We start from the raw sequence: 25,602 nt of genomic DNA, 5'->3' as shown, positions 1-25,602 counted from the left end.
ATCGAGCCTGCGGGGACAAGGGTTTAGGGCGCCCCCTTGGAGCCCATGGCATCGAGAGGCTGGACGGGATCCGTTGGCGATGGAGGCGGGATGCGCTTGGGGATAGGGTGCCGGAAAAGCACCCAAGGCTGATTCATGACCCGACCGCCCGCTGCCGCCCCGACCCGCATCGTCGAAAACCTCGTTGCCGAGAAGATCCGGCTGGCGAGCCTGTTCGATGGCGAGACGGATCTTTCCGGGGCGCGCTTCGCCGATTGCCAGTTCACCGATTGCGACATGAAGGGCCTCCATCTCACCGAGGCGAGCTTCGAGCGCTGCGATTTCTCCGGCAGCGATCTTCGCGGCGTCGAGGCCACGGGATCGCACTGGAACGAGGTGCGGGCGCTGAAGGCGGTTTTCTCCGGCGCCGAGCTGGCGGACGCCCGTTTCGTCAACTGCAACCTGAGCAACGCCGAATTTGTCCGCGCGCGATTGACCAATGCCCGCTTCGAGGATTGCAAGCTGACGGGCGGCGACTTCCAGGGCGCCGCGGCGATCGGCATCGCCTTCCGCCGCACGCGTCTGAACGGCGCGATGCTGCGCAACCTTTCGTTTCGCAAGGAGCGGGTCGACGGCGTCGATTTCGCCGATGCCGATCTCGCCGGCGCGGATTTCCGCGATGCCGTGTTTGTCGATTCGTCGCTGCGCTCGGCCAGCCTGCGGGCCGCGAAATTCGAGGGCGCGGACCTGCGCGGCTGCGATCTCGGCGCCATCACGCTGGCCGATGCCGGCCTGTTCCGCAAGGCGATCATCTCCAAGGCTCAGGCGGCGGATTTGTTGAAGGGCATTGGGCTGATCGTGCTGTAAGGATGCCACTTGCGCGCGACCTTCCGTTGCGAGACCCTCCGATTGCCCACGAAGAAAACGCTGTGCCGCCGGGAAGCCCGGCGCATCGAAGCGAAGGGCCAACCAGAGGATGAGTTCCCATGCGCACCCTGCTTGCCGTTCTTGCCATCAGCGCCGGCCTGGCCAGCCTGTCGGGCTGCACCAGCAATCCCAACGCCCCCGCCATCAAGGCGATGGATGACCCGGTCAATGCCTGCGGTCCCGGCGGATCCAGCAATGTGAACGATTGCTCGAGCGGCCGCCGCTGATCATCTCGCGACCAGGCAGTCGGATCCTCCGCCTGCCTGGCTCGACCTTGGCTTCACCGGCCACGAGCTGCGGAAACGGCCCGGTCTTCTGAACGAGGACTGGCCGCGTCGGCGTGCTCGCCTATATCGGCAAGGAGATCGACCGAGCCCCTCACCGTTTCGGCGGCGGCGGGGCTCATCGTCGCCGCTCGAACCGCATAGGTGAAGCAAGTTGATGCGCTGTCTGCTTATGGTTTTCGCTGTCCTGTCCGCCAGTGCCAGCCTCCAGGGCTGCACCACCGATCCGAACTCGCCCGCCATCAAGGCCATGGAGCCGGTCAATGCCTGCGGCCCCGGCGGCACCTCCGACATCAATGCCTGTTCGCGCAGCCGTGGTTGATGGCGCGGTCTTTTCGGAAGCCTCCCATACCGCCGGTTGCGGCGCTCGGCCGAGCGATTCCCGGCTCGCCGGCACGGATTCCGCAGATTCGAACGGGTGCAATCCCCCGTTTCGACACGGGTGACGTTCATCACAGGCAGGGCTGCCGTTCTTGCTCTCGCCATGAAGTACGGACAGAATGCCTGCCGGACCTTGTTTCGGCCTCTCGCCGAGCACTCTCGATTCGTTCCTTGGAGGACATAATGAACCTGACAGTTTCCGGCTTCGCGGTGCGCAGCCTTACGCTCGCATCGGCGCTGATGCTGTCGACGGCGGCCTTCGCAGCTCCCGACGCCCAGAAGATCTCAGACGCCTTCATCGCCGCCGCCCAGGCTCGCGGCGAGGCCAAGGTCACGGTCGAATCGGCCAAGGCCGATGGCGACAACGTAACTCTCAGCAATGTGAAGATGGTCGCCAAGCAGGGCGGCGACGTGACCATTCCGGCCATCGTCATCGAAAGCCCGATCGAGCGCACCAGCGGCGGCTTCACGGCAGCCAGCATTTCGTTCGACGCCGGCAAGATCGTCGACGAGAAGACCACCATCAGCTGGGACAAGGGCCTGTTCAAGGACGCCATCGTTCCCGCGCCGACCGAGATCAACTCGAAGGCCAAGATCACGCCGTTCTCGAACATGGAAATGTCGACCATCAACGTCGTTTCCACCGAGACCCCCGCCCCGATCACTGTCGATGGCGTGAACATCTCGCTCGGCGATGTCGTCGAAGGCGCGCCGAATGACGGCCAGCTGCGCGTCACCGGCGTCACCATTCCCGGCGAAGTGCTGAAGTCGGACGAGCAGACCAAGGATTGGGTCGAGCAGCTCGGCTACGACAAGCTCAACTTCGACGTCGGCATCGACGGCGCCTATGACAATTCCAAGCAGAGCTTCACCTTCCGCTCGATCAGCCTCGACGGCAAGGATGTCGGCAAGCTGGTGATCACCGGCACGTTCGGCGGCCTGCCGCGCGACAAGCTGCAGGATCCGGACAAGCTCTCGGAGCTCGCCGCAACCGCCACCGTCGACAACGCCAAGATCCGCTTCGACAATGCCGGCATCGTCGGCCGCGTGATCGCGATGCAGGCGAAGCAGATGGGCGCGACGCCCGAGCAGTTCGTCGAGCAGATCAGCGGCGCGCTGCCGTTGCTGCTTTCGGTTGTCGGCAACCAGGGCTTCCAGGATCGCATCGCCATGGCGGCGACCGCTTTCCTCAAGGACCCGCAGTCGCTGACCATCACCGCGGCCCCCGGCAATCCCGTTCCGATTATGCAGATCTTCGGTGCCGCTTCGACCGCGCCGCAGACGCTGCCGGACGTTCTGGCCGTCGACATCCAGGCCAACCAGTAAGCGCCTAAGAAAACTGCGCGCCCCGGCGCGCCAAACGGATCCCGGGCGGTGCAGACCGCCCGGTTTTTCTTGTCCCGCATCGGGGACAGACTGTAACGGTCGATCGCTCGCCGAGCTGGATCGACCTGCTGCCAATGGAGCACCCTATGAGCCGTTCGTCGCTACGCGTCCGTCTTCTCGCCGCCGGTGTCAGCGCCGCCGCCATGACGGCCTCGTTGCCGGCGCTTGCCGAGGAGCCGATCGAGACGGCGATCCGCCACTGGATCTCGACGCTCGACGCCTCGCCGAACTGGGTCGCCGGCTTTTCCGAGCTTTCCTATGACGAGGGCCAGCGCACCGCGACGCTGCGCAACCTGACCATCCGCAGCGAGACGCTGGCGACCAAGCTGGAAATCAGCTTCGGCAACATCGCCATCACCAATTACGCCGAGGCGGCCGATGGCGGCTTCAAGGCGAGCGAGATCACCGCCGACAGCGGCAAGCTGGTGGTGGGCGACCTCGGCAGCTCGAAGCTCACCGACATCCGCGTCGACAATCTCGCGGTCCCGAGCTTCGTCAATTACGTCTTCGATCAGAACCGCATCTTCACCTCGCTCGCCAAGGGCTGGGGCATCATCGCCAAGGCTTCCGTCGACAGCGTGCGTGTCGGCCGGATCGAAGCGACCGAGACCAGCGAGGGCCAGACGTCCGCCGCCAGCTTCGGCTCCTATGAGCTGAAGGGCATGGCGAACGGCGTCATCGACCAGGTGACGATCGGCCCCGTCTCGCAGGAAATGCCCTCACCCGACGGCCTGCTGAAGTTCACGATCGACAAGATCGAAGCGCGCAAATACGACCTCGACGCCATCTCGGCCGTGTTCGATCCCGAGCGCTATATCGGCGGCGTCGGCGACGGCAAGTGGCGCACCGCGCTCGGCCTCGAGATCTATCGCAACTTCTCGATCGAGATGCCCGGCGCGTCGATCCGCATGGGCACATTCGAGATGGAGAATCTCCGCCTTCGCCAGCCGCCGAAGAGCTTCACCGGCTTCCTCGACACCATGCTGGCGACATCCGATCGCCCGGAAGACGAACTGGCGCAGATGGCGCTCGAGCAGCTCTCGGGACTGTTGAGCTTCGCCGGCGTCGGCACGGTGCGCCTGACCGACCTCGATGTGACCGCCCCCGAGGTGGAACGCTTCCATCTGGGCGATTTCCACATCAATGATTTCTCGAGCGACGGCATCGGCGAAATCGGCCTGCGCGATCTCGATGTCGCGATCCAGGACAAGGGTTCGGTCGGCGCCGAGCGGCTGGCCATCGGCGGCTTCAAGTTCCCGGCGCCGGATCTGGTGGTTGCATCGGTCTTCGCAAGCCTGGGCGGCGCCGAGTTCGACCCGACGCCGATGATCCCGACCATGGGCTTCGCCGAGGCCGTCGGCGTCGACGTCACGCAGGGGGGCAAGAAGCTTGGCGCCGTCGACCGCGCGCGCATTGATCTCGACGCCTATATCGGCCCCGTGCCGACCAGCATCACCAGCGACGTCCGCGGGCTCGATCTCGACCTGTCGCAGATCGACGACCGCCGCGCCCGCGAAATGATCAAGGGTCTCGGCTATGACCGCCTGGTGGCCGATTACGGCTTCCATCTCTCCTGGCGCGAAGCGGATGAGAGCGTCATCCTCGATGGCTTCAAGCTCGCCATCAAGGACCTGGCGACGATGAACGTCGACGCCACGCTGACCGGGCTGACGCGCCAGGCGATCGAGGATCCGAAGGCGCTGGAAGGCGCGCTGGCCTCGCTGCTGTTCACGCGCGGCAAGCTCTCGATCGAGGACAAGTCGATCGTCGAGCGCGCCGTCGGCATGCAGGCGAAGAAGATGAATGTCGAGCCGGACAAGTTCCGCCAGCAGATCGCCGGCGCTCTGCCGCTGTTCCTGATGGTGCTGAAGAACCCGGGCTTCCAGGCGAAGCTGGCCCCTGCCCTGCAGGCCTTCATCAAGGCGCCGGGCACCATGACCATCACCGCCGCGCCGGCGACGCCGGTGCCGGTGATGCAGCTGATCGAGACGGCGGACAGCGCGCCGCAGAAGCTGCCCGATCTTCTGCAGATCGAGATCAAGACCACCACCCCGTAACGCAAACGGCCGGATCGCAAGATCCGGCCGTTTCTTTTTGAGGCTCGAAAGCGGCCTCAGGCGGCGATGGCGCGCGCCGTCTCCGAAGCCTTGATCTCGGCGGCAGCGACCGCATTGGCAGCCTGCTCCGCGCCGAAGGCTACGCCCTCGACGGTGATCTCCTCGACCTGGGACAGGCCCATGAAGGACAGGATGAAGCGCAGATAGGGTAGCTGGAAATCGGCCGGCTTCATCGGGCCTTCCGAATAGATACCGCCCTTCGACTCGACCAAGACGACGCGCTTGCCGGTGACGAGGCCGACCGGCGCATTATCGACATAAGCGAAGGTGCGGCCGGCGCGGGCAATGTAGTCGAGCCAGGTCTTCAGCGTCGAGGTGATGGTGAAATTGATCATCGCCGAGGCGATCACGATGATGTCGGCGGCGAACAGTTCGTCGATCAGCTGGTCCGACAGGGCGACCGCCGCCTTCTGGGCGTCGGTGCGGGCCTCGGCCGGGGTGAACAGCGCGCCCAGATAGGCTTCATCGACATGCGGAAGCGGATCGGCGGCGAGGTCGCGGCGGACGACCGTTGCGCTCGGATTATGCGCGACAAGGTCGGCGAGAACGCGCTCGGCGACCTTGCTGGAATGCGAGGCGCCGCCACGGGGGCTCGAGGTAACGAAAAGGATGTTGGTCATCGGTCTTCCCTTCACTATGTTACGGAAACCGGCCCAAATCCGGGGGGAGCTGCGTCGATACCGTAGAGTAACATTATCAAATGTTACTCCTAGGTAACATCGAGTCAACGAGATGGAAGTGAAGATCGCTGAACAGTCTGTTCACAGCAGCCCCGCCGCACGGGCGCTGCCGCCGCGCGAGCGCATTCTGATCGCCGCGCGCGAACTGTTCGCGCGTCACGGCGTGCATGGCGTTGGCGTGGAAGCGGTGGCCGAGGCGGCCGGCACCAACAAGATGACGCTCTATCGCCATTTCGAATCGAAGGACCTGCTGGTCGCCGAATATCTGCGCGGCCTCGCTGCGGAAGGCGCCGCGATCTGGTGCGAGATCGAGAACGAGCATCCGGGCGAGCCGCTGGCGCAGATCGACGCCTGGCTGCAGCGGATCGCCAATCACGCCGAGCACGGCAATGAGAGCGGCTGCGCGCTGGCCAGCGCGGCGATGCAGATCACCGACCCCGCCCATCCCGGCCGTCAGGTGCTGGAGGCGAATACGCGCCAGCACCGGGACAACCTGATCCGCATCTGCCGCGCTTCGGGGCTGGCGGAGCCGGAACTGCTGGCGGACCAGCTGTTCCTGATGATCGAGGGTTCGCGGGTCGCCTGGCAGAATGTCGAAGGCGGCAAGCCCACCAGCACGCTCGCCGCGCTGGCGGCCGGAATCATCGCCTCGCACCGGCGGTAGGCCGCTCGGCCCGTGTCGCGAGCTTAATCCTCCAACGTTAGCGCACCATCCTCCAGCCGATAGACGCGATCCACGGCCCCGTGCGGAATGGCGGCGTGGGTGGCGAGAATCAGCGTGCGCCCGGTGGTGACGGCCAGCAGATCGGCCAGAAACTCGGCCTCCGTCGGCCGATCGAGCCCGGCGGTGGGTTCATCGAGAAGCAGCACGGGAGCCGGCGACAGCAAGGTTCGCGCCAGGCAAAGGCGTCGCGCCTGCCCGGCCGAGAGCGTTTCGCCGGATTCGCCCAGCCATGTGTCCAGCCCCTGCGAGAGGCTGCGGACGAAGCCGTCGAGCCGCGCCTTGACGAGCGCGGCATGGAGGGTCGCGTCATCGGCGGCCGGATCGGCAATCCTCAGATTGTCACGGATCGTGCCGATGAAGACCGGCGCGTCTTGGGACAATAGTCCGATATGGGCATGCAGATCCGCCTGACGCATGGCGCGGATATCGACGCCGCCGATGCAAATGCGCCCTGTATCGACATCGACGAGACGCAGCAGCAGGCCAAGCAAGGTCGACTTGCCGGAGCCGCTTTCGCCGATGATGGCGATGCGCTCGCCCGGATGCAGCGTGAGATCGAGGCCGGTCAGGATCGACGCGTCGCGGCCATAGGTGAAGCCGACCTTTTCGAAGGTGATATTGCCGGCTGGCGGGACGCGGACCGGCTTGGCGGGGTCGACGATGGCGGGCCGCATGTCAACGAGCGACTGAACCCGGCCGGCGGCGGCACTCGCGGCTCCGAGCTTCCCGGCGCCGCGCAGGATCGGGCCTGCGACCTCGAACACGGCCATGACGGCCAGCAGCGCGCCGACCAGCACCGGGCCACTGACGCGGCCTTGCTCCAGCACCGGCAGCCCGACAAAAAGCGTCGCGATCGCAGTGGCGCCGGTGCCGAGCACCACGAAGGCCGGCCCGAACGCGATGCGCCAGGATTGCCGCAGCCGAGCTTTGCGGACCAAGGCAACCGCCTTGTCGACCGAATGGCGCGCGCCATCGACGGCACCAAGCGTCACGAGATCGGCGTGCCCGTCGATACCATCCAGGACCGCGATGCGGAGATCGGCAGCCGTGCGGACGGTTTCCGCGCCCGAGCGCCGGCCGGCCAGCACGATCAACCCCGGCAGAAGGAGGGTGGTCAGCCCGAAGCCGATCAGGACGACCGGCAGCGCTTCCGGTAGCACAAGCCACAGGAGCAGGCTGAGGCCAAGCGCGCCGAGGATCGCGGTTGCGATCGGCGCGACGACCTGGAGGAACATCATGTCGAGCGTCTCGACATCGGCGGTCAGTCGCGCGACGAAATCACCCGTCCGGTGCGCCGCCGCCTTTAGCGGCACCAGCGGGATCAGGCGCGAGAAGATGCGGACGCGGATATCCGACAGGATCTTGAAGGTCGTGGCATGGCCGGAAAGCCGCTCGCCATAGCGCGAGACGATGCGCAGGAACGAAAAGCCGCGCACCATGGCCGAGGGGCCGAACAGGTTGAAGGTCATGGCCGAGGTGGCCAGCGCCGCCCCGGTCAGAAACCAGCCGGACACGCCGAACAGCGCGACGCCCGCTGCGAGCGTCATGCAGGAAAGCAGCAGCGCCAGCAGCAGGCCGCCGGCGCGGGTACCGTAGAGGCTGAAGAGAAGCCGCATCACGCCACTCCCTTCATGGCAGAAGTCGTCGCCGCGAGAGCGCGCCGGACGATTCGATGGCGGTCGTCGATCTCGCAGATCCGATCCATCAGGCTCGCGACCTCGATGGAGTGGGTGGCGATCAGCAGGGTTCGGCCGGCCGCAAAATCCAGAACGGCGCGCATGACGCGGGCCTCGGTCTCGATGTCCAGATGCGCGGTCGGCTCGTCGAGCAGCACCAGCGCCGGGTCGCGCAGGAAGATGCGGGCAAGCGCCACGCGCTGCGCCTCGCCGCCGGAAAGTCCCCTGCCCCGTTCGCCGATCGGCGTATCCAACCTTCCCGGAAGACGGTCGGCGAAATCGAGCACGCAGGCCTGCTCGGCGGCGGCGCGCACCTCGGCGTCGGTCGCATCGGCGCGGCCGAGCCGGATGTTGCTGGCGATGGTGCCGTGGAACAGGCGCGGCCGCTGGCCGAGCGCCGCCACGCCCTGGCGAAGCGAGCGCTCATCGATATCGGCGAGCGGCACGCCGCCGAGTTCGATTCGGCCCTGATGGCCCCGCAGGCGAGCCAGCACCTCGATGAGCGTCGACTTGCCGATGCCGCTTGGGCCGAGCAGCGCCACGGTCTCGCCAGGCAGGATCTCGAGGGTCGCATCCGAGAGAATGGTGCCGCGATCGGGCGTCTCGACGGTCAGATGGCGGGCCGTGACGGCGATGGCACTGACGGGAGCCCAGTCGGCGCCCTGGGCCACCACAGGCTCGTCGACGCCGGGCAGGTTCTCGAACGTCGCGGCCAGGCTGGCGACGGCCGCCTTGGCGCTGGCGCGGTCGTGGTAATGCGCCGCCAGCGTGCGCAGCGGCATATAGACCTCCGGCGCCATCAGCAGGCAGAACAGGCCAGCCTGGAGGCCGAGCTCCGCGCCGCGCAGATCGAGCAGGCCGATATAGGTCAGCCCGACATAGAGCGCGACGCCAGCCACGCCGAGGGCGGCAAAGAACTCGAGCACCGCCGAGGACAGGAAGGCGATCCGCAGCACGGCCAGCGTGCGCGTCGCAAACTCGTCGCTGGCGCTGCGGACGCGGACGATCTCGTCCTCTGCCCGGCCGGACAGCTTCAAGACGAGCAGGCCGCGCAGCCGGTCGGCGAACATGCCGGACAGGCGCGACAGGGCCGTCAGGTGCTGGCGGCTCGCGGCTTCCGCGCCCCAGCCGGCCAGCGCCATAAAGACCGGGATGAGCGGCGCGGTGACCAAGAGAACGATGCCGACGACGAGATCGACCGGCATCAGACCGATGGCGAAGGCGATCGGCACCACGGCAGCGGCGATCATCGCTGGCACGAAGCGCGAGAAATAGCCGTCCAGCGCCTCGACCTGATCCAGGATCTGGCTGGCCAGTTCGCCGGAGGCGCGCTGGCGCATCCAGTCGGGCCCGCGCCGCATCAGCGTCGCGAACAGGTCCCGGCGAATCGCCTGCTTGATGTCCTCGGCGGCGCGGATGCCCGCCGCCTCGCCGATCCAGGCCAGCAGCGCGCGGGCGGTCACAAGGCCGAGCAGCACCAGGATCGCCGCCGCCTGCGACGAACTGGCCACCTGATCGATGATGGCGCGATGCAGGATCGTGGCGAGCCAATAGGCCTGCGCCACGGTAAGGCAGGCGCTGACGAGCGGCACCAGGATGGCGATGCCCATGGCGCGACGGCCGACGCGACCCCGCGTCCTCAGCCATTTCGCCTCGATTGCCGGGGGGCGGACAGCTTTTTCTGCAGCTGTGGTAGATTCGACGGTGTTCATGCACCCAGTCTTACAGTGTAGGCGATCATTTGGGCCTCCCCCTGTGCCAATCGACCGCACGCGACCGGTCGCTGCATTGATTTCGCTCAATGTTAGAGGCCTTATAGATCGGTAGTTTTTAAATCCTGGCGACTCAAAAGGTATAGGCCATGATTGATATCGATATTGTCACCCTGTCGAGGCTGCAGTTCGCAGCCACGGCGATGTATCATTTCCTTTTCGTTCCCCTGACGCTCGGGCTCTCTTTCCTGATGGCGATCATGGAGAGCGTCTACGTTATGACCGGCCGCGAAATCTGGCGGCGAATGACCCTATTCTGGGGAACCTGCTTCGGTATCAACTTCGCCATGGGCGTTGCTACCGGCGTCGTCATGGAATTCCAGTTCGGCATGAACTGGTCCTATTACAGCCACTATGTCGGCGACATTTTCGGCGCGCCGCTGGCCCTCGAAGGGCTGATGGCCTTCTTCCTCGAGGCGTCGTTCGTCGGCCTGTTCTTCTTCGGCTGGGACCGCATGTCCAAGGTCGGACATCTGATCGTCACCTGGCTGGTCGCCTTTGGCGCGAATTTCTCGGCGCTCTGGATCCTGGTCGCCAATGGCTGGATGCAGCACCCGGTCGGCGCCGTCTTCAATCCTGACACCATGCGCATGGAAGTCACCGACTTCATGGCCGTCGTGTTCAACCCGGTTGCCCAAGCCAAGTTCGTCCACACGGTGAGCGCAGGCTACGTCACCGGCGCGATGTTCGTGATGGCCGTCAGCTCCTGGTACCTGCTGCGTGGCCGCCACCAGGAATTCGCCAAGCGCTCCATGGCCGTTGCCGCCAGCTTCGGCCTCGCCGCGGCGCTGTCCGTCGTCGTGCTCGGTGACGAGAGCGGCTATGTGACGACCGAAAACCAGAAGATGAAGATCGCCGGCATGGAAGCCATGTGGCACACCGAGCCGGCGCCGGCCGCGATCAACGTCATCGCCTTCCCCAACATGGAGAAGCAGGAAAACTCCTTCGCCATCAGCGTCCCCTACCTGCTGGGCCTGATCGGCACCCGCTCGCTGACGACTGAACTACCCGGCATCCTCAACCTGGTGGACTCCGCGCATGAGAGGATCCGCGACGGCATCGAGGCCTATGTCGCGCTGCAGAAGGTCCGCGCCAACCCCGCCGACAGCGAAGCCCGCGCCGTATTCGACGCGAAGTGGCCGAACCTCGGCTATGGTTTGCTGGTCAAGCAGTTCCGCACCGACATCGAGAACGCCACGCCGGAAGACATCACCAAGGCAGCGAATTCGACCATCCCGAACGTGCCGGTGCTGTTCTGGAGCTTCCGCGTGATGGTGGGTCTCGGCTTCTACTTCATCGCCTTCTTCGGCGCCGCTTTCTGGATCGCCTCGCGGCACAAGCTCGGCGAGAAGCGCTGGACGCTGTGGCTGGCACTGTTCAGCCTGCCGCTGCCCTGGCTCGCGATCGAATGCGGCTGGTTGCTAGCCGAGTACGGCCGCCAGCCCTGGGCGATCGAAGGCGTGTTGCCGACCTTCTACGCGGCATCGGGGCTCACCCTCTGGGATCTCGCCATCAGCCTCGCCCTGTTCCTGGCCATCTACACCGTGCTGGCGATCATCGAGGTCGTGCTGATGGTCAAGACCATCAAGAAGGGACCGCTGGACCATAACCCCTTCGAGTCCGCTCCTGCGGGTGCCGGTGTCCTGCCGGTGACGGCAGCCGCCGCTCCGAAGCTCTGATCCGCGAGGTATGCGATGAGTAACATTGTGCCTATCGACTATGAGACGCTCCGCCTCCTCTGGTGGATGCTCCTCGGCATTCTGCTGATCGGCTTCGCGGTCATGGACGGCTTCGATCTCGGCATCGGCGCCCTCCTCCCGTTCGTCGCTAAGACGGACGAAGAACGGCGTATCGTGATCAACGTCGTCGGCCCGGTCTGGGAAGGCAACCAGGTCTGGCTGATCCTGGGCGGCGGCGCCATCTTCGCCGCCTTCCCCCTGCTCTATGCCGTGTCGTTCTCCGGCCTCTATCTGGCGATGATGGTGATCCTGATCGCCCTCATCCTGCGGCCGGTCGGCTTCAAGTATCGCAGCAAGATCGGCGATACCGGCTGGCGCTCGAAGTGGGACATGGTGCTTTGCTTCTGCGGCACCGTCCCGGCCCTGATCCTTGGCGTTGCCGTCGGCAACGTGCTGCTCGGCCTACCCTTCGAGCTCGACGGCACGATGCGGACCTTCTATCGCGGCAACTTCTTCCAGCTGCTGACGCCGTTCGCGCTTCTGACCGGCCTCGTCAGCCTCTCCATGCTGATCATGCATGGCGCGGCGCTGCTGACCTGGAAGACGTCGGGCCCGATCGCCGACCGCGCCCGTACCTATGGCCGGTGGGCGGCGCTCGCCGCGATCGTGCTGTTCGCACTTGCCGGCGTCTGGATCGCCTACGGCATTGGCGGGCATGTGATCACCAGCGTCATCGATCCGAACGGCCAATCCAACCCGCTCGGCAAGACGGCGATGGTCGAGACCGGCGCCTGGCTCGCCAACTACAAGACCTATCCCTGGATGATGATCGCGCCGATCGCGGGCTTCGTCGGCCTGGTACTGGCTCTGGTGGGCTTCACCATCCGCAAGCCGGCCCTCACCTTCATCACCTCGGGGCTGGGCGTCTTCGGCATCATCGCGACGGCGGGCGTCTCGCTCTTCCCGTTCCTGCTGCCGTCCTCGATCAACCCCAATGCCGGCCTGACGATCTGGGACGCCTCGTCCTCGCATCTGACGCTCTGGATCATGCTGCTCTCGACCGGCTTCTTCCTGCCGATCATCCTGCTCTACACGGCCTTCATCTACCGGGTCATGCGCGGCAAGGTGACGGGAGACAGCATGGCCAAGAACCCCAACGCCTACTGAGTGGAGGACGACGCAATGTGGTACTTTTCCTGGATCCTCGGCCTCAGCCTGGCCTGCGCCTTCGGCATCCTCAACGCCATGTGGTACGAGCTGCGCGACGACCGGCTGAAGGGTCGCATCGCGATCACCCCGGCCGAAGACTAACCGGCTGATCGGCGCGACCAACGCGCCGGCCAACGACACCAGCGACCGCCTTGCGCGATCTTCGGATCCCGCCTGGCGGTCGTTTCGTTTGGGGGCTGCTATTCGAAGAAGCCGAGCCGTTTCAGCAGCAGCAGGGTGCAGCCCGAGGCCAGGCCGCCGATCAGCGACGCGCCGATCCAGCCATGCGCGCCCTCGAGAAAGGGGAGACCGCCGGTGTTCATGCCGAAGAAGCCGGTGACCAGCGTCGGCGGCATCAGCAGCGCCGTCATGACCGACAGCACATAGAGATGCCGGTTGCTGATTGTGGCCAGCTTCGCCGCGATCTCGTCCTGCAGGAAGCGCGCGCGGTCCTGCACCTCCTGCACTTCCTGGTCGAGCGTCTCGATCCGGCGCAAGAGCCGTTCCGCTGCCGCGCGCGAGGCGACGTGGCTGCCGTCGACGTGTTCATCCTCGGCGAATTCGCGCAGGATGCTGCGCAGGCCTGATAGCTGGCGGTGCAATTTCACGGCTGTGCGCCGCAAGGGGCCGAGACGGCGCGATTCGTCGTGCAGGCGCTCGTCGAGCACGCGATCCTCGATCGAATCGGCCTCCGTCCGCGAGGCACGCAGCGTTTCCGCGATGGCGCGCAGAACCTGTTCGATCATCACCTCGAACAAGGCAACCGGTCCGCCGACGGGATGACCGCTATCGATCTTCGTCCGCGTCAGAGCGGCGGCTCGGACCGGATGGCGGCGGCCGGAAACCAGATAGCCCGGGCCGAAGGCGAAACGCATCGGCACCGTGCGGTCGCTGTCCTCGTCGGGATCCTGCAGCGTGTCGGAGAAGCGGCCCCACACCGAGGACGCGTCATATTCGAGCGCGGGATAATCGTCCGGGCTCAGGAGCAGCCGTCGCGCCTGCGGCCCGAGCCAATCGATGCCGGCGATCCAGTCGCGCGCCAGCCTGTCGACGAAGTCGAGGTGGACCCAGAGGAACCCCTCGCCCGGAGCAAGCGGCCGGATGCAGGCATCGAACGCCACCGGCGCCGCCTGCCCTTTGCCATCGAAGCGATACGCCCAGATCACGCCCGACACGGGCCGCGCCATCCGGTCAGCCGGCAATGGATTTTCTCGGTGACTCATGGGTCGTCGGGCTATTCAAGATCGGTCGGGCGGAGCGCCGCATGGCATCACTGCGACAGCAGCCATGACAGAACGATGACAGTCGCGAGGCGGGACTGGATTTCCGTTGTCGAGGGCCTGCGCCCCAGCCATGATCGCATCAAACCTCCGGCAGCTGGCGGACAGGCATATGCAGAACGACCCGCTATCGCACGGCCTCTGGGAGCGGACGGCTCCCCCGTCTCCCGTCACGACGGCGCTTTCCCGCGCCCTGACGGCGGACGTGGTGGTGGTCGGCGGCGGCTATACCGGCCTTTCGACGGCGCTGCATGCGGCCCAGGACGGGCTCGACGTGGTGCTGCTGGAAGGCGTCGAATTCGGTTTCGGCGGCTCAGGACGGAATGTAGGTCTGGTCAATGCCGGCATGTGGGTCATGCCCGACGACCTGCCGGCAGCCCTCGGCCCCCTCTATGGCGACCGCCTGCTCGACCTGCTCGGCAACGCGCCGAAGCTCGTCTTCGAACTGGTCCGCGCCCATAACATCGCCTGCGAACTGGAGATGGCGGGGACGCTGCATTGCGCCGTGGGAGGCAAGGGCCTGATCGAAATCCAGCAGCGTGCCGCACAATGGGGCGCGCGTGGCGCGGCGGTGCGCCTGCTCGATGCGACCGAAACGGCGGCCAAGCTCGGCAGCCGCGCTTATGCCGGATCGCTGCTCGACATGCGCGCCGGAACGGTTCAGCCGCTGGCCTATGTCCGCGGCCTCGCCCATGCCGCCATCCGCGTTGGCGCACGGCTGTTCACCCAGAGTCCGGTCCGCCAGGCCGAGAAGGTCCCGACGGGCTGGCGCGTGACCACGGATCGCGGCAGCGTCACCGCCCGCTGGGTCGTCGTGGCGACCGACGCCTATACCAACATGCCTTGGCCCGAAATCCGGACCGAGCAGGTGCACCTGCCCTATTTCAACTTCGCCACCCTGCCGCTCAGCGCGGAGCTGCGCCAATCGATCCTGCCCGAGCGCCAGGGCGCGTGGGATACGAAGGAAGTTCTAACCTCGTTTCGCTTCGACCGTGCCGGCCGGCTGGTGTTCGGCAGCGTCGGCGCCTTGCGCGGCACCGGGGCTGCGGTGCACCGCGCCTGGGCCAAGCGGGCCCTCGCCAAGATCTATCCGCAGATCGGCGATATCGACTTCGAGGCCGAGTGGTACGGGCAGATCGGCATGACCGACAACAGCCTGCCGCGCTTCCACAGGCTGGCCGAGAACGTCATCGCCTTCTCGGGCTATAATGGTCGCGGCATTGCCCCGGGCACCGTGTTCGGCCGGGTGCTCGCCGACCATATCGCCGGCCGGATCGCGGAGGCCGATCTGCCGCTGCCGGTCACCGCGCCACAGGACGCGCGCTTGCGTCGCCTCAAGGAAGCCTATTACGAAGTAGGGGCGCAGATCGCCCATCTCGCCGATGCCCGGCTCTGAACATCCGCGCGGACGCCACGGAATTCGAGGAAACACCATGACCATCGCCATCCAGAACACCCTCGCGACCGAGGTCGATGCCCTGCTTTCCGGGATGGGGGTCACCGCCGCGCGAACGGGCGGCACGCTCGCCGTGCATTCGCCGATCACCGGCGAGGAGCTGGCGCGCCTGGTCGAGATTGACGCCGCCGGCGCCAAGGCGGCGATCGACACGGCGCACACCGCCTTCCTCGCCTGGCGCAATGTCCCGGCGCCGAAGCGCGGCGAATTGGTGCGCCTGCTCGGCGAGGAACTGCGCGCCCATAAGGCGGCGCTTGGCCGCCTCGTCTCGATCGAGGCCGGCAAGATCGTTTCCGAAGGCCTTGGCGAGGTGCAGGAGATGATCGACATCTGCGATTTCGCCGTCGGCCTGTCGCGCCAGCTCTACGGCCTGACCATCGCCACCGAGCGTAGCGACCACCGCATGATGGAGAGCTGGCATCCGCTCGGCGTCACCGGCATCATCTCGGCCTTCAACTTCCCCGTCGCCGTCTGGTCCTGGAATGCGGCGCTGGCGCTTGTCTGCGGCAACAGCGTCGTCTGGAAGCCGTCTGAGAAGACGCCGCTGACGGCGCTCGCGACCTCGGCTCTGTTCGAGCGCGCGCTCAAGCGTTTCGTTGAAGAAGGCGGGAGCGCGCCGGAGGGCCTCTCCGCCCTGCTGATCGGCGGTCGGGAGATCGGCGAAGTGCTGGTCGACCATCCGCGCGTTCCGCTGGTCTCGGCCACCGGCTCGACCGCGATGGGCCGCATTGTCGGCCCCCGCCTCGCCGGCCGCTTCGCCCGCGCCATCCTGGAGCTGGGCGGCAACAATGCTGCCATCATCTGCCCCTCGGCCGATCTCGACCTGACGCTGCGCGGCGTCGCCTTCGCCGCCATGGGCACGGCGGGCCAGCGCTGCACGTCGCTGCGACGCCTGTTCGTGCATGACAGCATCTACGACAGCTTCGTGCCGCGGCTGAAGCAGGCCTATGGATCTGTGACGATCGGCAACCCGCTCGAATCCGGCACGTTGGTCGGCCCGCTGATCGACGCGGCCGCCTATAAGGGCATGCAGTCGGCGCTCGATGCCGCCAAGGCCGCCGGCGGCAGCGTTACCGGCGGCGACCGAGTGGATGGGGAAAAGGCGGCCAACGCCTTCTACGTGCGCCCGGCCATCGTCGAAATGCCGGAGCAGAGCGGGCCCGTGGCGCATGAGACCTTCGCGCCGATCCTCTATGTGATGCGCTATTCGGATTTCGAGGAGGCGCTGGAATTGCACAACGACGTGCCGCAGGGCCTCTCCTCGTCGATCTTCACCAATGACCTGCGCGAAGCCGAAACGTTCCTGTCGGTGCGCGGCTCGGATTGCGGCATCGCTAACGTCAATATCGGCCCGTCCGGCGCCGAGATTGGTGGCGCTTTCGGTGGCGAGAAGGAGACGGGCGGCGGTCGCGAATCCGGCTCCGACGCTTGGAAAGCCTATATGCGCCGCGCCACCAACACCATCAATTACGGCAAGACGCTGCCGCTGGCGCAGGGTGTCAAGTTCGACGTCGCCTGACGCACGACGTAAAAAGGCCCCGGCCGGAAGATCCGGCCAGGGCCCTGTATATCGTCAATGGTGGGTCCTGTAGATCAGGCCTTGTCGACGACGTTCTTGACGGCGTCCTTGGCCTTGCCAACAGCCTGCTGGGCTTCGCCCTTGACTTCCTGAGCCTTGCCCTCGGCGCGCAGGCGATCATTATCAGTCATCTTGCCAACACCCTGCTTCACGTTGCCGGCTGCTTCGTTGGCGAGGCCCTTGATCTTGTCGCTCGTGCTGCTCATCGTGCATTCCTCGTGTTGTTATTACGGGGAGACAACCGCTCAGCCGATCGATGGTTCCGCCATCGGCGCTAATTTTCGATTTCGAGCCGTCGGCTCGCAGGCCCAGGGGGCCACGACGCTACCTAGATTGCTGTGGGGGGCGCCAAAACGAAAGAACCCGCCGGTTAGGGCGGGTTCTTTGTAGCTGGTTGCGGGGACCAGATTTGAACTGATGACCTTCAGGTTATGAGCCTGACGAGCTACCGGGCTGCTCCACCCCGCGTCACGCGCTTCGTCTTTCGTCGTCGCGCAGTGGTGATATAGGGGGTCGAACCCCGAATGAGAACCCCAATTCGAAATTTAATCGGCTTTATACACCGCGATCCATTCAACCCGGTTTGCCCTACACAGCACGCCAGGCAAGCCCTACGGCGAGCCATCTCTGGCGGCGGCAGTGTCGGTTGCCGCGCGTATCCTGCTCCGCGGCGAGGACTTGGGCCGGGTGGACGGTCGTCCAAGGCCATGCCGCTCAGCCGGAAAACTCATCCATCAGGATGAACGTGCCGTCCTGCCGCTGATGCGCGTTGATCAATGGCACGAGACGCGTGAAGTGCTCCGTGGCGCAGTGGATATCGAGGGCCGCGCGGTCGGGCCACGTCTCGATGAAGATGAAATGTCCCGGATCCTTCTGGTCAATGAAGAGATCATAGGCGATGCAAAGCGGCTCCTGACGCGTGAGCTCCACCAATTCTCGATAGAACGGCAGCACGATTTCCACGGCCTCGGGCTGAATGAAATCCTGCGCAATGACTTTGAGCACGAGTGGTTCTCCGTCTAACGGCTCTAGGAGGGGGTCCTGATAGACAGCAACTCGTTCCCCAAACAAGCCGCCAGCCAGCGACAGGACCGGATATCCCGGACTACGGGTCCGCGCCCTTCCTCACCGAGGCGGGGCGCCGGTGGCAATCGCTATCGGCAGGACGCGCTGCAGCGGCTCGCGGATGGCGGGGGTGCCGGCCAGAACCGCACTGCCCTGCAGAAGCCCGTTCTGGGCGGTGAAGTCGCTCACCCAGCCGCCGGCTTCTTCGACCAAAAGCAAGCCGGCCAGCACGTCCCAGCTGTGCAGGAACAGTTCGCAATAGCCGTCAATGCGGCCGCAGGCGACCTGGGCCAGCCCGATCGCCGCCGAGCCGTTCTGCACAAAGGCGAAGTCACTCTCCAGCAACCGGCCGACCAGCGCCACGTAGTCGGCCAAGGGGCGCTTCGACGAATAGCCGGCGTCGATGAGGGCGTCGGTTACACCCCGGGTGGGCCGCACGCGGATCGGCTGCCCGTTGCAGGTCGCGCCGAAACCGCGCCGCGCCACGAACATCTCGTCCAGGACGGGATTGTAGACGACGCCGCTCTCGGTGCGCCCCTCCGCGTGAAAGGCGATCGAGACGGCGAAATGGGGGATCCGGCGCGCGAAATTCGTGGTGCCGTCGATCGGATCGATCACCCAAAGGTTCGGAGCCGCGCTGCCACCCGACTCCTCGGTCAGGATGCCATCCTTCGGAAAGGCCTGCCGCAGCCGCTCGATCAGGAACCGGTCGATCTCGAGATCCGCCTGGGTGACGAGATCGTGCGCTCCCTTCTCCATGGCGCCAATGGCGTCGCCTGAATGAAAGTAGCGCCGGGCGATGGCCCCCGCCTCGCGCGCGATTTCTTGGGCAAAGGCGTGGCGGCGGGCGATGTCGAGGCTGTTCATGGGCGGCCTGAATTGCTGGTGGAGGATGATGGCGAGAGTCCGTCGCGCTATTTCAGCCGGCTGAGGCGGGCTTCGAGCGAGGCGCGCACGTCCTCTTCCGCGCCATCCAGCAGCGCAATCAGCGCCTTCGTCGTGGCAGCGGGATCGCGCTGCTCGATCGTCTCGACGATGCGCCGATGCAGGCCGAGGGAATGGACCTGCCCGGCCGGATTGTCGTCGGTCAGGCGGAAGCTGATCACCAGCGCGGTTTCGATCAGGGCCGAGAGCGAGCCGATCAGTTCATTGCCGGACATGTGCAGGATCGCCTGATGGAAGGCGAGGTCCGGCACGGCGAAGCGCTCACCGTCGCTGCCGGCCTGTTCCATCTCGTCGAGCAGCGCGCGCAATTCCGCGATCTGTTCCGTCGAGGCGCGTTCGGCCGCCAGCGCGCCGGCCATCGGCTCGATCGCCCGGCGCAGTTCGAACAGCGAGCGAGCCTCCTCGGCTGTCGTCCGGGCACTGAAGCGCCAGAGCAGTACGTCGGGATCGAGGAAGTTCCAGTCCTTGCGGGGGCGGACCCGGGTGCCGGTGCGCGGCCGCATCTCGACCATGCCCTTGCCCGCCAGCACCTTGACGACCTCGCGCAGGCCCGTCCGGCTGGCGCCAAAAGCGGCGCTCCAGTCGTCGCCATTCGGCAACTGGTCGCCAGGCACCAGTTCGCCGCGGACGATGCTGAGGCCGATCTCGTTGAGCAGCCGCGCGTGCAGTCCGGAACGGGCCGAGCCCTCGATGCGGGGTCGCGTCCGGGAGGCCCTGGAGAGGGCGTCGCCATTCTTCATATCATTCACACTATTCACAAGACTGTCATGCCCCGGCCCTATTAAGCACACCATCCACCACGCATCCAGAGTATTCGATACCAAGACGCATAAATAATAATCCATACTCAAGTACTTATATGAATAGATAGAATCCGATCGGGCTATTCCGAAGGATTTTTCCTGCATGATTGCCGCGAACGCGGATGATCCGAACTTCAAACCTTGCTGATTGGATCATTTCAGCAAGGAAACCACACCCGAGTTGAATTTTGCCACCGTCGAGGGCTGCCGCCGTCGGGGAACGATGTCGTGCGAGCTGAGAAATCGACGCAATGCACCAACAGGAATGCCACCAATGCCATCCACGATGATCGATACAGCCGGCGAAGCCGCCCGCCGTTCGGCCCCGCATCAGCGCCGCCTTGCCGCCTTGAAGCATACGGCGGCCGCCACCCTGCTCTGGTCCACCGCCCTCGCCGCGACGTCGCTGCCGGCTTTCGCGGTCGAGCCCTGGATCATGGTCGAGCGCAACTTCTTCCTGGGCGCCGACCCCGCGCGCGGCCAGGGCGTCACTTCGGACGGCACCTACTGGTATTTCTCGGGCACCCATTCGCTCGAGATCGCCGACAGCAACTTCAACACCGTCTCGATCAACCCGGAAGCGATCGCGAACGTGCTGAAGATCCCGTCCGAGCTCTCGGATGCGGGCCTGAACCACATCGGCGACATCGATTACGCCAACGGGCTGCTCTACATCTCGCTCGATTCCAGCAGCCGGGATCCGGTGACCAACCTGAAATACAACAACCCGGTCTTCGCCATCTATGATGCGAAGACGCTGGAATATACCGGCAAGGCCTATGCGCTCAATCCGCCGGGCGGCACGGTCGACATCGCCAGTTGGGTGGCGGTCGACGCTAAGGCCGGCCTGGCCTATGGCATGGCCTATGACAACGCCACGCAGATCGCCGTCTACAACCTCGCCGATTTCAGCTTCAAGGAATACCTGCCCCTGTCCCAGGTCGTCGACCAGGCGCAGGGTGGCAAGATCCTCAATGGCTGGATGTATTTTTCGAGCGACGACGCCGAGAAGACGCTGAGCCGCGCTAATCTCAAGACCGGCGAGGTCGAGATCCTCGGCAATCTGAAGCTCGGCGCCGAGCAGGAAATCGAGGGCCTCTCCTTCAAGTGGACGAAGGACGGCTGGTCGCTGAACGTCCTCGACCGCGAGGAGAGCTTTCCCGGCAATGGCGAGGAAGGCGTCGCCTTCTACAAATATCTTCGCCCCTATGGAAATACGCTGTCCGGTGAGATCCATGCCGACATCAAGGGTGGCCTGATCGAGGACAGCCGCTATGTCCGCGACGCGGCCAACCGCCGTATCCGCTCCGCCTTCGACGCGATCGCGACGCCATCGTCTATGACCGCCACCTTTGACGCCAACGGCCTGCATGCCGCCCCCGCCAACACGGACGGCATCGTGATCTGGGGCGAGGCGCTGGCCATGACGGCTGACGCCAAGGCCTCCGGTGACGCCGCCGATTTCGGTCGCAACTCGGCCGGCTTCGTGGCGGGTGTCGATGCACCGGTCGGCGGCTGGCGTCTCGGTATGCTGGGCGGCTACAGCCACTCCAGCTTCGACGTCGACGATCGCGCCTCGTCGGGTTCGAGCGACAATTACGACATCGGCGTCTACGCCGGCACGCAGTGGGGCGCGCTCGGCTTCCGCTCCGGCGCCATGTATGGCTGGCACGAGATCGACACGCGCCGCAACGTCGCCTTCCCCGCGTTCAGCGAATCGCTTTCCGCCGATTACAACGCCGCGACGGCGCAGGTCTTCGGCGAGCTCGCCTATCGCCTCGACATGGGCAAGAGCGCGATCGAGCCCTTCGTGAACCTCGCTTATGTCCATCTCGACACGGACGGCTTCTCCGAGACCGGCGGCACGATCGCGGCGCTTTCGACCGACGACTCGACCACGGAAAACACCTTCTCGACCTTCGGTGCCCGTGCCTCGACGACGTTCGATCTCGGCAAGACCAAGACCGCCCTGCACGGCATGCTCGGCTGGCAGCACGCCTATCAGGACGTGACGCCTGTCTCCAGCTTCGCCTTCGGCACCGGCGCCTCGTTCGATATTGCGGGCGTGCCGATCGCCAAGGATGCACTGGCGGTGGAAGCCGGCTTCGGCGTCTCTCTGACGGAGAGCGCCACGCTCGGCGCGTCCTATTCCGGCCAGATCGCCAGCGACGTCCAGGCGCACGCGTTCAAGATCAACTTCGACGTGAAGCTCTAGCCGCAGACAGCCGGTCCCACGGAACGGGGCGAGCACAGAACAGACAGGAGGAAGCCCCGGATCCCGCGATCCGGGGCTTCTTCATGAGCGGTGCCACGACACATGGGGGTACTTCGCCCTGGCCGTCAGCGGACATCCGCGGGCTTTATTCCCGACGGCGTACCATCCGGCTTCATGCCGTACCGGCGATAGAGCTCCTGCTCGTCGCGCGCCAGTTGGGCCTCCATGCGCGCATTGGCGCTTCGGGCCATGGCATTGCGCCCGGCCAACGCTACCGGCGCCTTGACGAAGCTGGAAAGCCCCGTGGGATCGGCGGCGGCGGCTAAGCTCGTTGCGCCCTGGGCCGCGCCGAAGGCTACCGCCTCGGCTTCCAATTGCTTCTCCAGTGCGCGTGTCTTGTCCGAGACATTCGCGCCCTTGAAGCTCGACGCGGAACTCTGGCAGGCGGCCGTACCGCCCGCGGCAACAAGCAGCAGCGCCGCCCGAAAAACCTGGCCATTCCAATAGATAGGCACGATTGCGACCTTTGGGTTTGAAGACGGGGGCGGCCAAGGCCGGTGGCTAATAACAGGCGACGCTGAAGGGCGCCTGGCTGGCCATTGCCGCGCCGCTCACCGGCCCCATGGCGCGCGCCGCCAGCGCACCGCCCGGCCCCGCGAAGCTGACCGCCGCCATCGCGGCCGTGGTCGCCATGTGCGTCGCCTGAACCGCCTTTCCATGGGCCTGAATCTGGTCGACGCAGGATCGCGCGGAGGCATAGCCCCGGGCGCGTTCCCGATCCTCCGCCGTGCCACCGGGACGGCTGGCGGCAGCCTCGGCAGCGGCCTGCCGGCTGGTCAGATCGGCGCGAACGGCATTCATCCGCGCATCGCTGGTGCAGCCGGCCGCGAACAGGCAGAGACCGGCGGTGAGAAGCCATTGCGCGCTCATGCCGCCGCCCCTTTCCGAAGCGTCGATGCGTAGATCGCGACCAGCAGCCCTCCGACCACGGTGATGTGTTCCATGGCGACATGGAACTCCAGCGTCTTCAGGGGCTCTTCCATCGCCCAGAAATTATGGGCGATCGGGACCGTCAGGAGGGTGAAGACCGCCAGGGCTCCGGCGCCCAGCCATGTCCAGCGGTTGAGGATGACCAGCAGCGAACCGCCGAGTTGAACCGCCACGGTTGCCACGTAGAACAGCATCGCCGGCTCCAGCCCGAAATGCCGCATCTCGGCAAGGCCGGCATCCATGTCCAGAAGCTTCGCGAGGCCGCTGGCCCAGAACATGAAGGTGAGCAGCGCACGGGCGACATAGCCTGCCCAGGGCCTGCGGAGGATGGCGGACGGAGTATCCAGCCACCGCGCTGCCGAGGCGACCGGGTTCTCCGGGCCGGATTCATTCGATATTTCAAGGCTCATCGTGGTCTCGCTTTGGTCCGTTGCCATGCCCTTGCCCCGGTCGGCCGCGGACAAAGCTCCGCCGGCGACGGATGCAGGTGCGTCCGAAGGAAAAAACCTGGTTATGTCCGGCCCCCGATTGCCCCGGGAGGTTGGGCGCCGATAGCGTCGCGCCCTATTGGCCGGCCTCGAAAGGGCTGGCCTCGTCGAGCAATAGCGAACCGGATCGCGGCATCGAAGGGCCAATTAGCTACAATTCTTCGGCTAATTTCCTGCTCGATCGCCGAAGGCGGCCAGGTGTGACCTCGGTCGCAGCGAAGTGCGCCGGGACGTGGCAATGCCTTGTGGTTGAAACACAGAGTGGTCCTGTTCCCGCGGTCGGAATCCAAACCCATGCACAAGAGCGAGGTCGCGCGCCGCGACATCTCCAATGACGTCCTTGAGATCGAAGATCATGCGGAGGTGGCTCTCGATCCGGAGCAGCGGGCGCTGCTGGCCTCGGACGTCTCATGGCTCGAATACCGCGCCGAATTCCGCCGGCAGATGATCCAGCAGGGTTTTCTCAAGCATCCTTGGCGGAGCATCTTCGAAGCCGACATGATCTTCACCCTGATCGGCCATAAATGGCTGCAGGGAGAGATCCTTACCGTCAAGCAGGTGGCAACCTACTTCGAAGCCTTCACCAGCGACGTTACGATTACCCGACACATCGACGACATGGTCGCTTCCGGCACGCTGGTGCGCACGCCAGACCCGAAGGATCGCCGCCGCCTGCTGCTGATGCCGACGCAAAGGCTGTTCGAGATCGGCCGGATCTTCCTGCAGGCGCGCAAGGAAATCGCCCGCCGGCATGGCTACGTCTATGACCCGGCTCGCGCGAGCGCTGGCGAATAGGCCTCAAATTGCAATCGATCGGCTTTGATCGCGCCGATCCGCGTCCCTAGGCATGGCTGTCACCAGCAACAGGAAAGCGTTCATGCTGAAGCGTCTGATCGCCATGTCATCCCTTCTCGCCGCGATTGTTCCGGTTCCGGCAGCGCTCGCCGATGGGGCGGCCTGTTCCTGCCGCCATCTCGAGAGCATCCAGCAGGAACTCAGGAACGCGGAAGCCCTGCTCAAGATCCAGCAGAAGATCCGCGACCAGCTCGAGACAATCGAAGCGCCTCTGATCGAGGCCAAGAAGACGCCGACCCATCCCGATTCCGACGTCAACATCTACGATCGCTCGATCCGGGAACGCACGCGGATCCTGGCCGGCTTCACCCTGCCCCACCCGCAGGTCAAGGGCTACACCGGCCCCAGCAACGTCAAGATGCCATTTGGAACCTGCGAACAATCGGCATCGGATCTCGAAGCGCTGAAATCCGGCTCCCAGTGCAAGGAACTGGCGGATATCAACCTCGCGCATGAGAACGCGCACGGGGCCGAGTGCCGGGCGGCGGGCGCCAGCGAATACTGGAAGCGCCTGCCGAGCAAGATGGCGGCCGAGGAGGTCGTGCGCTACACCGAGCAGGTCGCCGCTCTCCGCGCGCTGCTCAAGAAGGTGCTCGACGAAGGCGAAATGACCGTCGAAGCGCGGCTGGAGCCGCGTATCCAGGGACCGCAGTTCGACGTCACCTATCTCTACCAGACCGGCCCCATCGAGCTGAAAGGCAAGAGTTCGCCCGGCTCCGATCAATGGACGCTGGACGGCAAGGGCGTCCAGGTCGGCCGGATCGGCAAGATGCGCCTGGCCGGCATGACCTGCACCTCTTCGGGTCAGCTCAATACCAAGGTCAACCTCACCCTGGAGACGGACGGCCTGACCATGGCGCTGAAGGGCAAGACGACCAGCGCGCCGGGCGATGTAAAGGTCCAGTGCCGCGGCGGCCACGGCATGTCGATGCGGCCGCAGGGCGAATTAAGCGGCGGCTCCTATTTCGCGGACCAGGAAGTGCGGACGGAATCTACGATGTCCCGCGACGTCAAAAGCATGGATTTCGCGAAGGTCCTGGCCCAGGGTGGCCTGTCGGCGAGCGGCACGGAGACGGTCAAGGTGAAGCTGATCTGCCCGGGCGACTGACCCG

At 65.5% G+C, this 25,602-nt stretch carries 25 protein-coding genes and 1 tRNA gene; 14 read left to right on the top strand and 12 right to left on the bottom strand.

Going from position 1 to position 25,602, the window contains the following annotated elements:
• Positions 1–135 precede the first annotated feature (135 nt).
• The 5 genes from ABIE08_RS02210 to ABIE08_RS02190 all read left to right on the top strand — a co-directional run bounded on the left by ABIE08_RS02210 (position 136) and on the right by ABIE08_RS02190 (position 5,014).
• Complete coding sequence (locus ABIE08_RS02210; protein WP_354548409.1) at positions 136–846, top strand: pentapeptide repeat-containing protein; 711 nt, start codon at positions 136–138, stop codon at positions 844–846.
• Positions 847–965: 119 nt separating this feature from the next.
• Positions 966–1,133, top strand: a complete 168-nt coding sequence (locus ABIE08_RS02205; RefSeq protein WP_354548408.1) for a hypothetical protein — start codon at positions 966–968, stop codon at positions 1,131–1,133.
• Positions 1,134–1,347: 214 nt separating this feature from the next.
• Positions 1,348–1,512, top strand: coding sequence for a hypothetical protein (locus ABIE08_RS02200; protein WP_354548406.1), 165 nt, complete (start codon positions 1,348–1,350; stop codon positions 1,510–1,512).
• A 242-nt stretch (positions 1,513–1,754) separates the two neighbouring features.
• Positions 1,755–2,897, top strand: a complete 1,143-nt coding sequence (locus ABIE08_RS02195) for a hypothetical protein (protein ID WP_354548404.1) — start codon at positions 1,755–1,757, stop codon at positions 2,895–2,897.
• Positions 2,898–3,043: 146 nt separating this feature from the next.
• The gene (locus tag ABIE08_RS02190; RefSeq protein ID WP_354548402.1) at positions 3,044–5,014 is read left to right on the top strand and encodes a hypothetical protein; all 1,971 of its coding nucleotides are present in this window, start codon (positions 3,044–3,046) and stop codon (positions 5,012–5,014) included.
• Positions 5,015–5,070: 56 nt separating this feature from the next.
• Here the strand turns inward: ABIE08_RS02190 and ABIE08_RS02185 are convergent, their stop codons facing one another.
• Entirely contained in the window at positions 5,071–5,694 is a 624-nt protein-coding gene (locus ABIE08_RS02185; RefSeq protein WP_354548401.1) for an FMN-dependent NADH-azoreductase, read from the bottom strand.
• Between the two features lie 112 nt (positions 5,695–5,806).
• Here ABIE08_RS02185 and ABIE08_RS02180 point away from each other — a divergent pair, with 112 nt between their 5' ends.
• Positions 5,807–6,418, top strand: a complete 612-nt coding sequence (locus tag ABIE08_RS02180; protein WP_354548399.1) for a TetR/AcrR family transcriptional regulator — start codon at positions 5,807–5,809, stop codon at positions 6,416–6,418.
• A gap of 23 nt (positions 6,419–6,441) precedes the next feature.
• On the opposite strand, the gene cydC is transcribed toward ABIE08_RS02180, so the two are convergent.
• Together cydC and cydD are read right to left on the bottom strand one after the other, a co-directional pair.
• Complete coding sequence (gene cydC, locus ABIE08_RS02175) at positions 6,442–8,094, bottom strand: thiol reductant ABC exporter subunit CydC (protein WP_354548397.1); 1,653 nt, start codon at positions 8,092–8,094, stop codon at positions 6,442–6,444.
• On the bottom strand, positions 8,094–9,866 hold the full coding sequence (cydD, locus tag ABIE08_RS02170; protein WP_354548395.1) for a thiol reductant ABC exporter subunit CydD: 1,773 nt from the start codon (positions 9,864–9,866) through the stop codon (positions 8,094–8,096). The genes cydC and cydD overlap by 1 nt, the downstream gene beginning before the upstream one ends.
• A 149-nt stretch (positions 9,867–10,015) precedes the next feature.
• Here cydD and ABIE08_RS02165 point away from each other — a divergent pair, with 149 nt between their 5' ends.
• The 3 genes from ABIE08_RS02165 to cydX are packed head-to-tail and all read left to right on the top strand — an operon-like array spanning position 10,016 to position 12,916.
• Positions 10,016–11,605: a cytochrome ubiquinol oxidase subunit I gene (locus tag ABIE08_RS02165; protein ID WP_436409492.1), complete on the top strand. Its 1,590-nt coding sequence runs from the start codon at positions 10,016–10,018 to the stop codon at positions 11,603–11,605.
• A gap of 15 nt (positions 11,606–11,620) precedes the next feature.
• On the top strand, positions 11,621–12,772 hold the full coding sequence (gene cydB, locus ABIE08_RS02160; protein WP_354548394.1) for a cytochrome d ubiquinol oxidase subunit II: 1,152 nt from the start codon (positions 11,621–11,623) through the stop codon (positions 12,770–12,772).
• Positions 12,773–12,787: 15 nt separating this feature from the next.
• The gene (cydX, locus tag ABIE08_RS02155) at positions 12,788–12,916 is read left to right on the top strand and encodes a cytochrome bd-I oxidase subunit CydX (RefSeq protein WP_354548392.1); all 129 of its coding nucleotides are present in this window, start codon (positions 12,788–12,790) and stop codon (positions 12,914–12,916) included.
• A gap of 98 nt (positions 12,917–13,014) precedes the next feature.
• Here cydX and ABIE08_RS02150 read toward each other — a convergent pair whose 3' ends face one another.
• A complete protein-coding gene (locus ABIE08_RS02150) occupies positions 13,015–14,016 on the bottom strand; it encodes a CorA family divalent cation transporter (protein WP_354548390.1) in 1,002 nt (333 codons plus the stop codon).
• A 190-nt stretch (positions 14,017–14,206) separates the two neighbouring features.
• Between ABIE08_RS02150 and ABIE08_RS02145 the strand changes: the two genes are divergently transcribed.
• Together ABIE08_RS02145 and amaB are read left to right on the top strand one after the other, a co-directional pair.
• On the top strand, positions 14,207–15,490 hold the full coding sequence (locus tag ABIE08_RS02145) for an NAD(P)/FAD-dependent oxidoreductase (RefSeq protein ID WP_354548388.1): 1,284 nt from the start codon (positions 14,207–14,209) through the stop codon (positions 15,488–15,490).
• A 37-nt stretch (positions 15,491–15,527) separates the two neighbouring features.
• Positions 15,528–17,069 carry an L-piperidine-6-carboxylate dehydrogenase gene (gene amaB / locus ABIE08_RS02140; protein WP_354548386.1) on the top strand — a complete coding sequence of 514 codons (1,542 nt, stop codon included), beginning with the start codon at positions 15,528–15,530 and terminating at the stop codon, positions 17,067–17,069.
• Positions 17,070–17,143: 74 nt separating this feature from the next.
• On the opposite strand, the gene ABIE08_RS02135 is transcribed toward amaB, so the two are convergent.
• The 5 genes from ABIE08_RS02135 to ABIE08_RS02115 all read right to left on the bottom strand — a co-directional run bounded on the left by ABIE08_RS02135 (position 17,144) and on the right by ABIE08_RS02115 (position 19,879).
• Positions 17,144–17,335, bottom strand: coding sequence for a CsbD family protein (locus ABIE08_RS02135; protein WP_354548384.1), 192 nt, complete (start codon positions 17,333–17,335; stop codon positions 17,144–17,146).
• 185 nt (positions 17,336–17,520) lie between these two features.
• Positions 17,521–17,597 (bottom strand) — tRNA-Met (locus tag ABIE08_RS02130).
• Between the two features lie 246 nt (positions 17,598–17,843).
• Positions 17,844–18,134 carry a putative quinol monooxygenase gene (locus ABIE08_RS02125; RefSeq protein ID WP_354548383.1) on the bottom strand — a complete coding sequence of 97 codons (291 nt, stop codon included), beginning with the start codon at positions 18,132–18,134 and terminating at the stop codon, positions 17,844–17,846.
• Positions 18,135–18,254: 120 nt separating this feature from the next.
• Positions 18,255–19,061, bottom strand: a complete 807-nt coding sequence (locus ABIE08_RS02120; protein ID WP_354548381.1) for an inositol monophosphatase family protein — start codon at positions 19,059–19,061, stop codon at positions 18,255–18,257.
• Positions 19,062–19,108: 47 nt separating this feature from the next.
• Entirely contained in the window at positions 19,109–19,879 is a 771-nt protein-coding gene (locus ABIE08_RS02115; protein ID WP_354551535.1) for a FadR/GntR family transcriptional regulator, read from the bottom strand.
• Between the two features lie 337 nt (positions 19,880–20,216).
• On the opposite strand from ABIE08_RS02115, the gene ABIE08_RS02110 reads away from it, so the two are divergent.
• Entirely contained in the window at positions 20,217–22,157 is a 1,941-nt protein-coding gene (locus ABIE08_RS02110) for an autotransporter outer membrane beta-barrel domain-containing protein (RefSeq protein WP_354548379.1), read from the top strand.
• 125 nt (positions 22,158–22,282) lie between these two features.
• Here ABIE08_RS02110 and ABIE08_RS02105 read toward each other — a convergent pair whose 3' ends face one another.
• Genes ABIE08_RS02105 through ABIE08_RS02095 form a run of 3 tightly spaced genes read right to left on the bottom strand, consistent with a single transcriptional unit; the run spans position 22,283 to position 23,557 of the window.
• Positions 22,283–22,672: a hypothetical protein gene (locus ABIE08_RS02105; protein WP_354548378.1), complete on the bottom strand. Its 390-nt coding sequence runs from the start codon at positions 22,670–22,672 to the stop codon at positions 22,283–22,285.
• 46 nt (positions 22,673–22,718) lie between these two features.
• A complete protein-coding gene (locus tag ABIE08_RS02100) occupies positions 22,719–23,087 on the bottom strand; it encodes a hypothetical protein (RefSeq protein WP_354548376.1) in 369 nt (122 codons plus the stop codon).
• Complete coding sequence (locus tag ABIE08_RS02095; RefSeq protein ID WP_354548374.1) at positions 23,084–23,557, bottom strand: DoxX family protein; 474 nt, start codon at positions 23,555–23,557, stop codon at positions 23,084–23,086. The genes ABIE08_RS02100 and ABIE08_RS02095 overlap by 4 nt, the downstream gene beginning before the upstream one ends.
• A gap of 372 nt (positions 23,558–23,929) precedes the next feature.
• Between ABIE08_RS02095 and ABIE08_RS02090 the strand changes: the two genes are divergently transcribed.
• Together ABIE08_RS02090 and ABIE08_RS02085 are read left to right on the top strand one after the other, a co-directional pair.
• On the top strand, positions 23,930–24,430 hold the full coding sequence (locus ABIE08_RS02090; protein WP_354548372.1) for a MarR family transcriptional regulator: 501 nt from the start codon (positions 23,930–23,932) through the stop codon (positions 24,428–24,430).
• Between the two features lie 82 nt (positions 24,431–24,512).
• Positions 24,513–25,598, top strand: coding sequence for a hypothetical protein (locus ABIE08_RS02085; RefSeq protein WP_354548371.1), 1,086 nt, complete (start codon positions 24,513–24,515; stop codon positions 25,596–25,598).
• The last annotated feature ends 4 nt before the right edge of the window (positions 25,599–25,602 follow it).

The sequence above is a fragment of the Kaistia defluvii genome, assembly GCF_040548815.1.
GTDB lineage: Bacteria > Pseudomonadota > Alphaproteobacteria > Rhizobiales > Kaistiaceae > Kaistia > Kaistia defluvii_A.
This window is presented reverse-complemented; position numbering and strand designations above follow the sequence as displayed.

What these genes read in the sequence shown, in the direction of transcription:
- cydC (WP_354548397.1), bottom strand. Translation starts at nt 8,094, where the DNA reads ATGCGGCTTCTCTTCAGCCTCTACGGTACCCGCGCCGGCGGCCTGCTG.
- cydB (WP_354548394.1), top strand. Translation starts at nt 11,621, where the DNA reads ATGAGTAACATTGTGCCTATCGACTATGAGACGCTCCGCCTCCTCTGG.
- ABIE08_RS02210 (WP_354548409.1), top strand. Translation starts at nt 136, where the DNA reads ATGACCCGACCGCCCGCTGCCGCCCCGACCCGCATCGTCGAAAACCTC.
- ABIE08_RS02165 (WP_436409492.1), top strand. Translation starts at nt 10,016, where the DNA reads ATGATTGATATCGATATTGTCACCCTGTCGAGGCTGCAGTTCGCAGCC.
- ABIE08_RS02085 (WP_354548371.1), top strand. Translation starts at nt 24,513, where the DNA reads ATGCTGAAGCGTCTGATCGCCATGTCATCCCTTCTCGCCGCGATTGTT.
- ABIE08_RS02135 (WP_354548384.1), bottom strand. Translation starts at nt 17,335, where the DNA reads ATGAGCAGCACGAGCGACAAGATCAAGGGCCTCGCCAACGAAGCAGCC.
- ABIE08_RS02090 (WP_354548372.1), top strand. Translation starts at nt 23,930, where the DNA reads ATGCACAAGAGCGAGGTCGCGCGCCGCGACATCTCCAATGACGTCCTT.
- ABIE08_RS02110 (WP_354548379.1), top strand. Translation starts at nt 20,217, where the DNA reads ATGCCATCCACGATGATCGATACAGCCGGCGAAGCCGCCCGCCGTTCG.
- ABIE08_RS02190 (WP_354548402.1), top strand. Translation starts at nt 3,044, where the DNA reads ATGAGCCGTTCGTCGCTACGCGTCCGTCTTCTCGCCGCCGGTGTCAGC.
- ABIE08_RS02180 (WP_354548399.1), top strand. Translation starts at nt 5,807, where the DNA reads ATGGAAGTGAAGATCGCTGAACAGTCTGTTCACAGCAGCCCCGCCGCA.
- ABIE08_RS02195 (WP_354548404.1), top strand. Translation starts at nt 1,755, where the DNA reads ATGAACCTGACAGTTTCCGGCTTCGCGGTGCGCAGCCTTACGCTCGCA.
- ABIE08_RS02200 (WP_354548406.1), top strand. Translation starts at nt 1,348, where the DNA reads ATGCGCTGTCTGCTTATGGTTTTCGCTGTCCTGTCCGCCAGTGCCAGC.
- ABIE08_RS02120 (WP_354548381.1), bottom strand. Translation starts at nt 19,061, where the DNA reads ATGAACAGCCTCGACATCGCCCGCCGCCACGCCTTTGCCCAAGAAATC.
- ABIE08_RS02115 (WP_354551535.1), bottom strand. Translation starts at nt 19,879, where the DNA reads ATGAAGAATGGCGACGCCCTCTCCAGGGCCTCCCGGACGCGACCCCGC.
- ABIE08_RS02095 (WP_354548374.1), bottom strand. Translation starts at nt 23,557, where the DNA reads ATGAGCCTTGAAATATCGAATGAATCCGGCCCGGAGAACCCGGTCGCC.
- ABIE08_RS02145 (WP_354548388.1), top strand. Translation starts at nt 14,207, where the DNA reads ATGCAGAACGACCCGCTATCGCACGGCCTCTGGGAGCGGACGGCTCCC.
- ABIE08_RS02100 (WP_354548376.1), bottom strand. Translation starts at nt 23,087, where the DNA reads ATGAGCGCGCAATGGCTTCTCACCGCCGGTCTCTGCCTGTTCGCGGCC.
- ABIE08_RS02185 (WP_354548401.1), bottom strand. Translation starts at nt 5,694, where the DNA reads ATGACCAACATCCTTTTCGTTACCTCGAGCCCCCGTGGCGGCGCCTCG.
- amaB (WP_354548386.1), top strand. Translation starts at nt 15,528, where the DNA reads ATGACCATCGCCATCCAGAACACCCTCGCGACCGAGGTCGATGCCCTG.
- cydD (WP_354548395.1), bottom strand. Translation starts at nt 9,866, where the DNA reads ATGAACACCGTCGAATCTACCACAGCTGCAGAAAAAGCTGTCCGCCCC.
- ABIE08_RS02205 (WP_354548408.1), top strand. Translation starts at nt 966, where the DNA reads ATGCGCACCCTGCTTGCCGTTCTTGCCATCAGCGCCGGCCTGGCCAGC.
- cydX (WP_354548392.1), top strand. Translation starts at nt 12,788, where the DNA reads ATGTGGTACTTTTCCTGGATCCTCGGCCTCAGCCTGGCCTGCGCCTTC.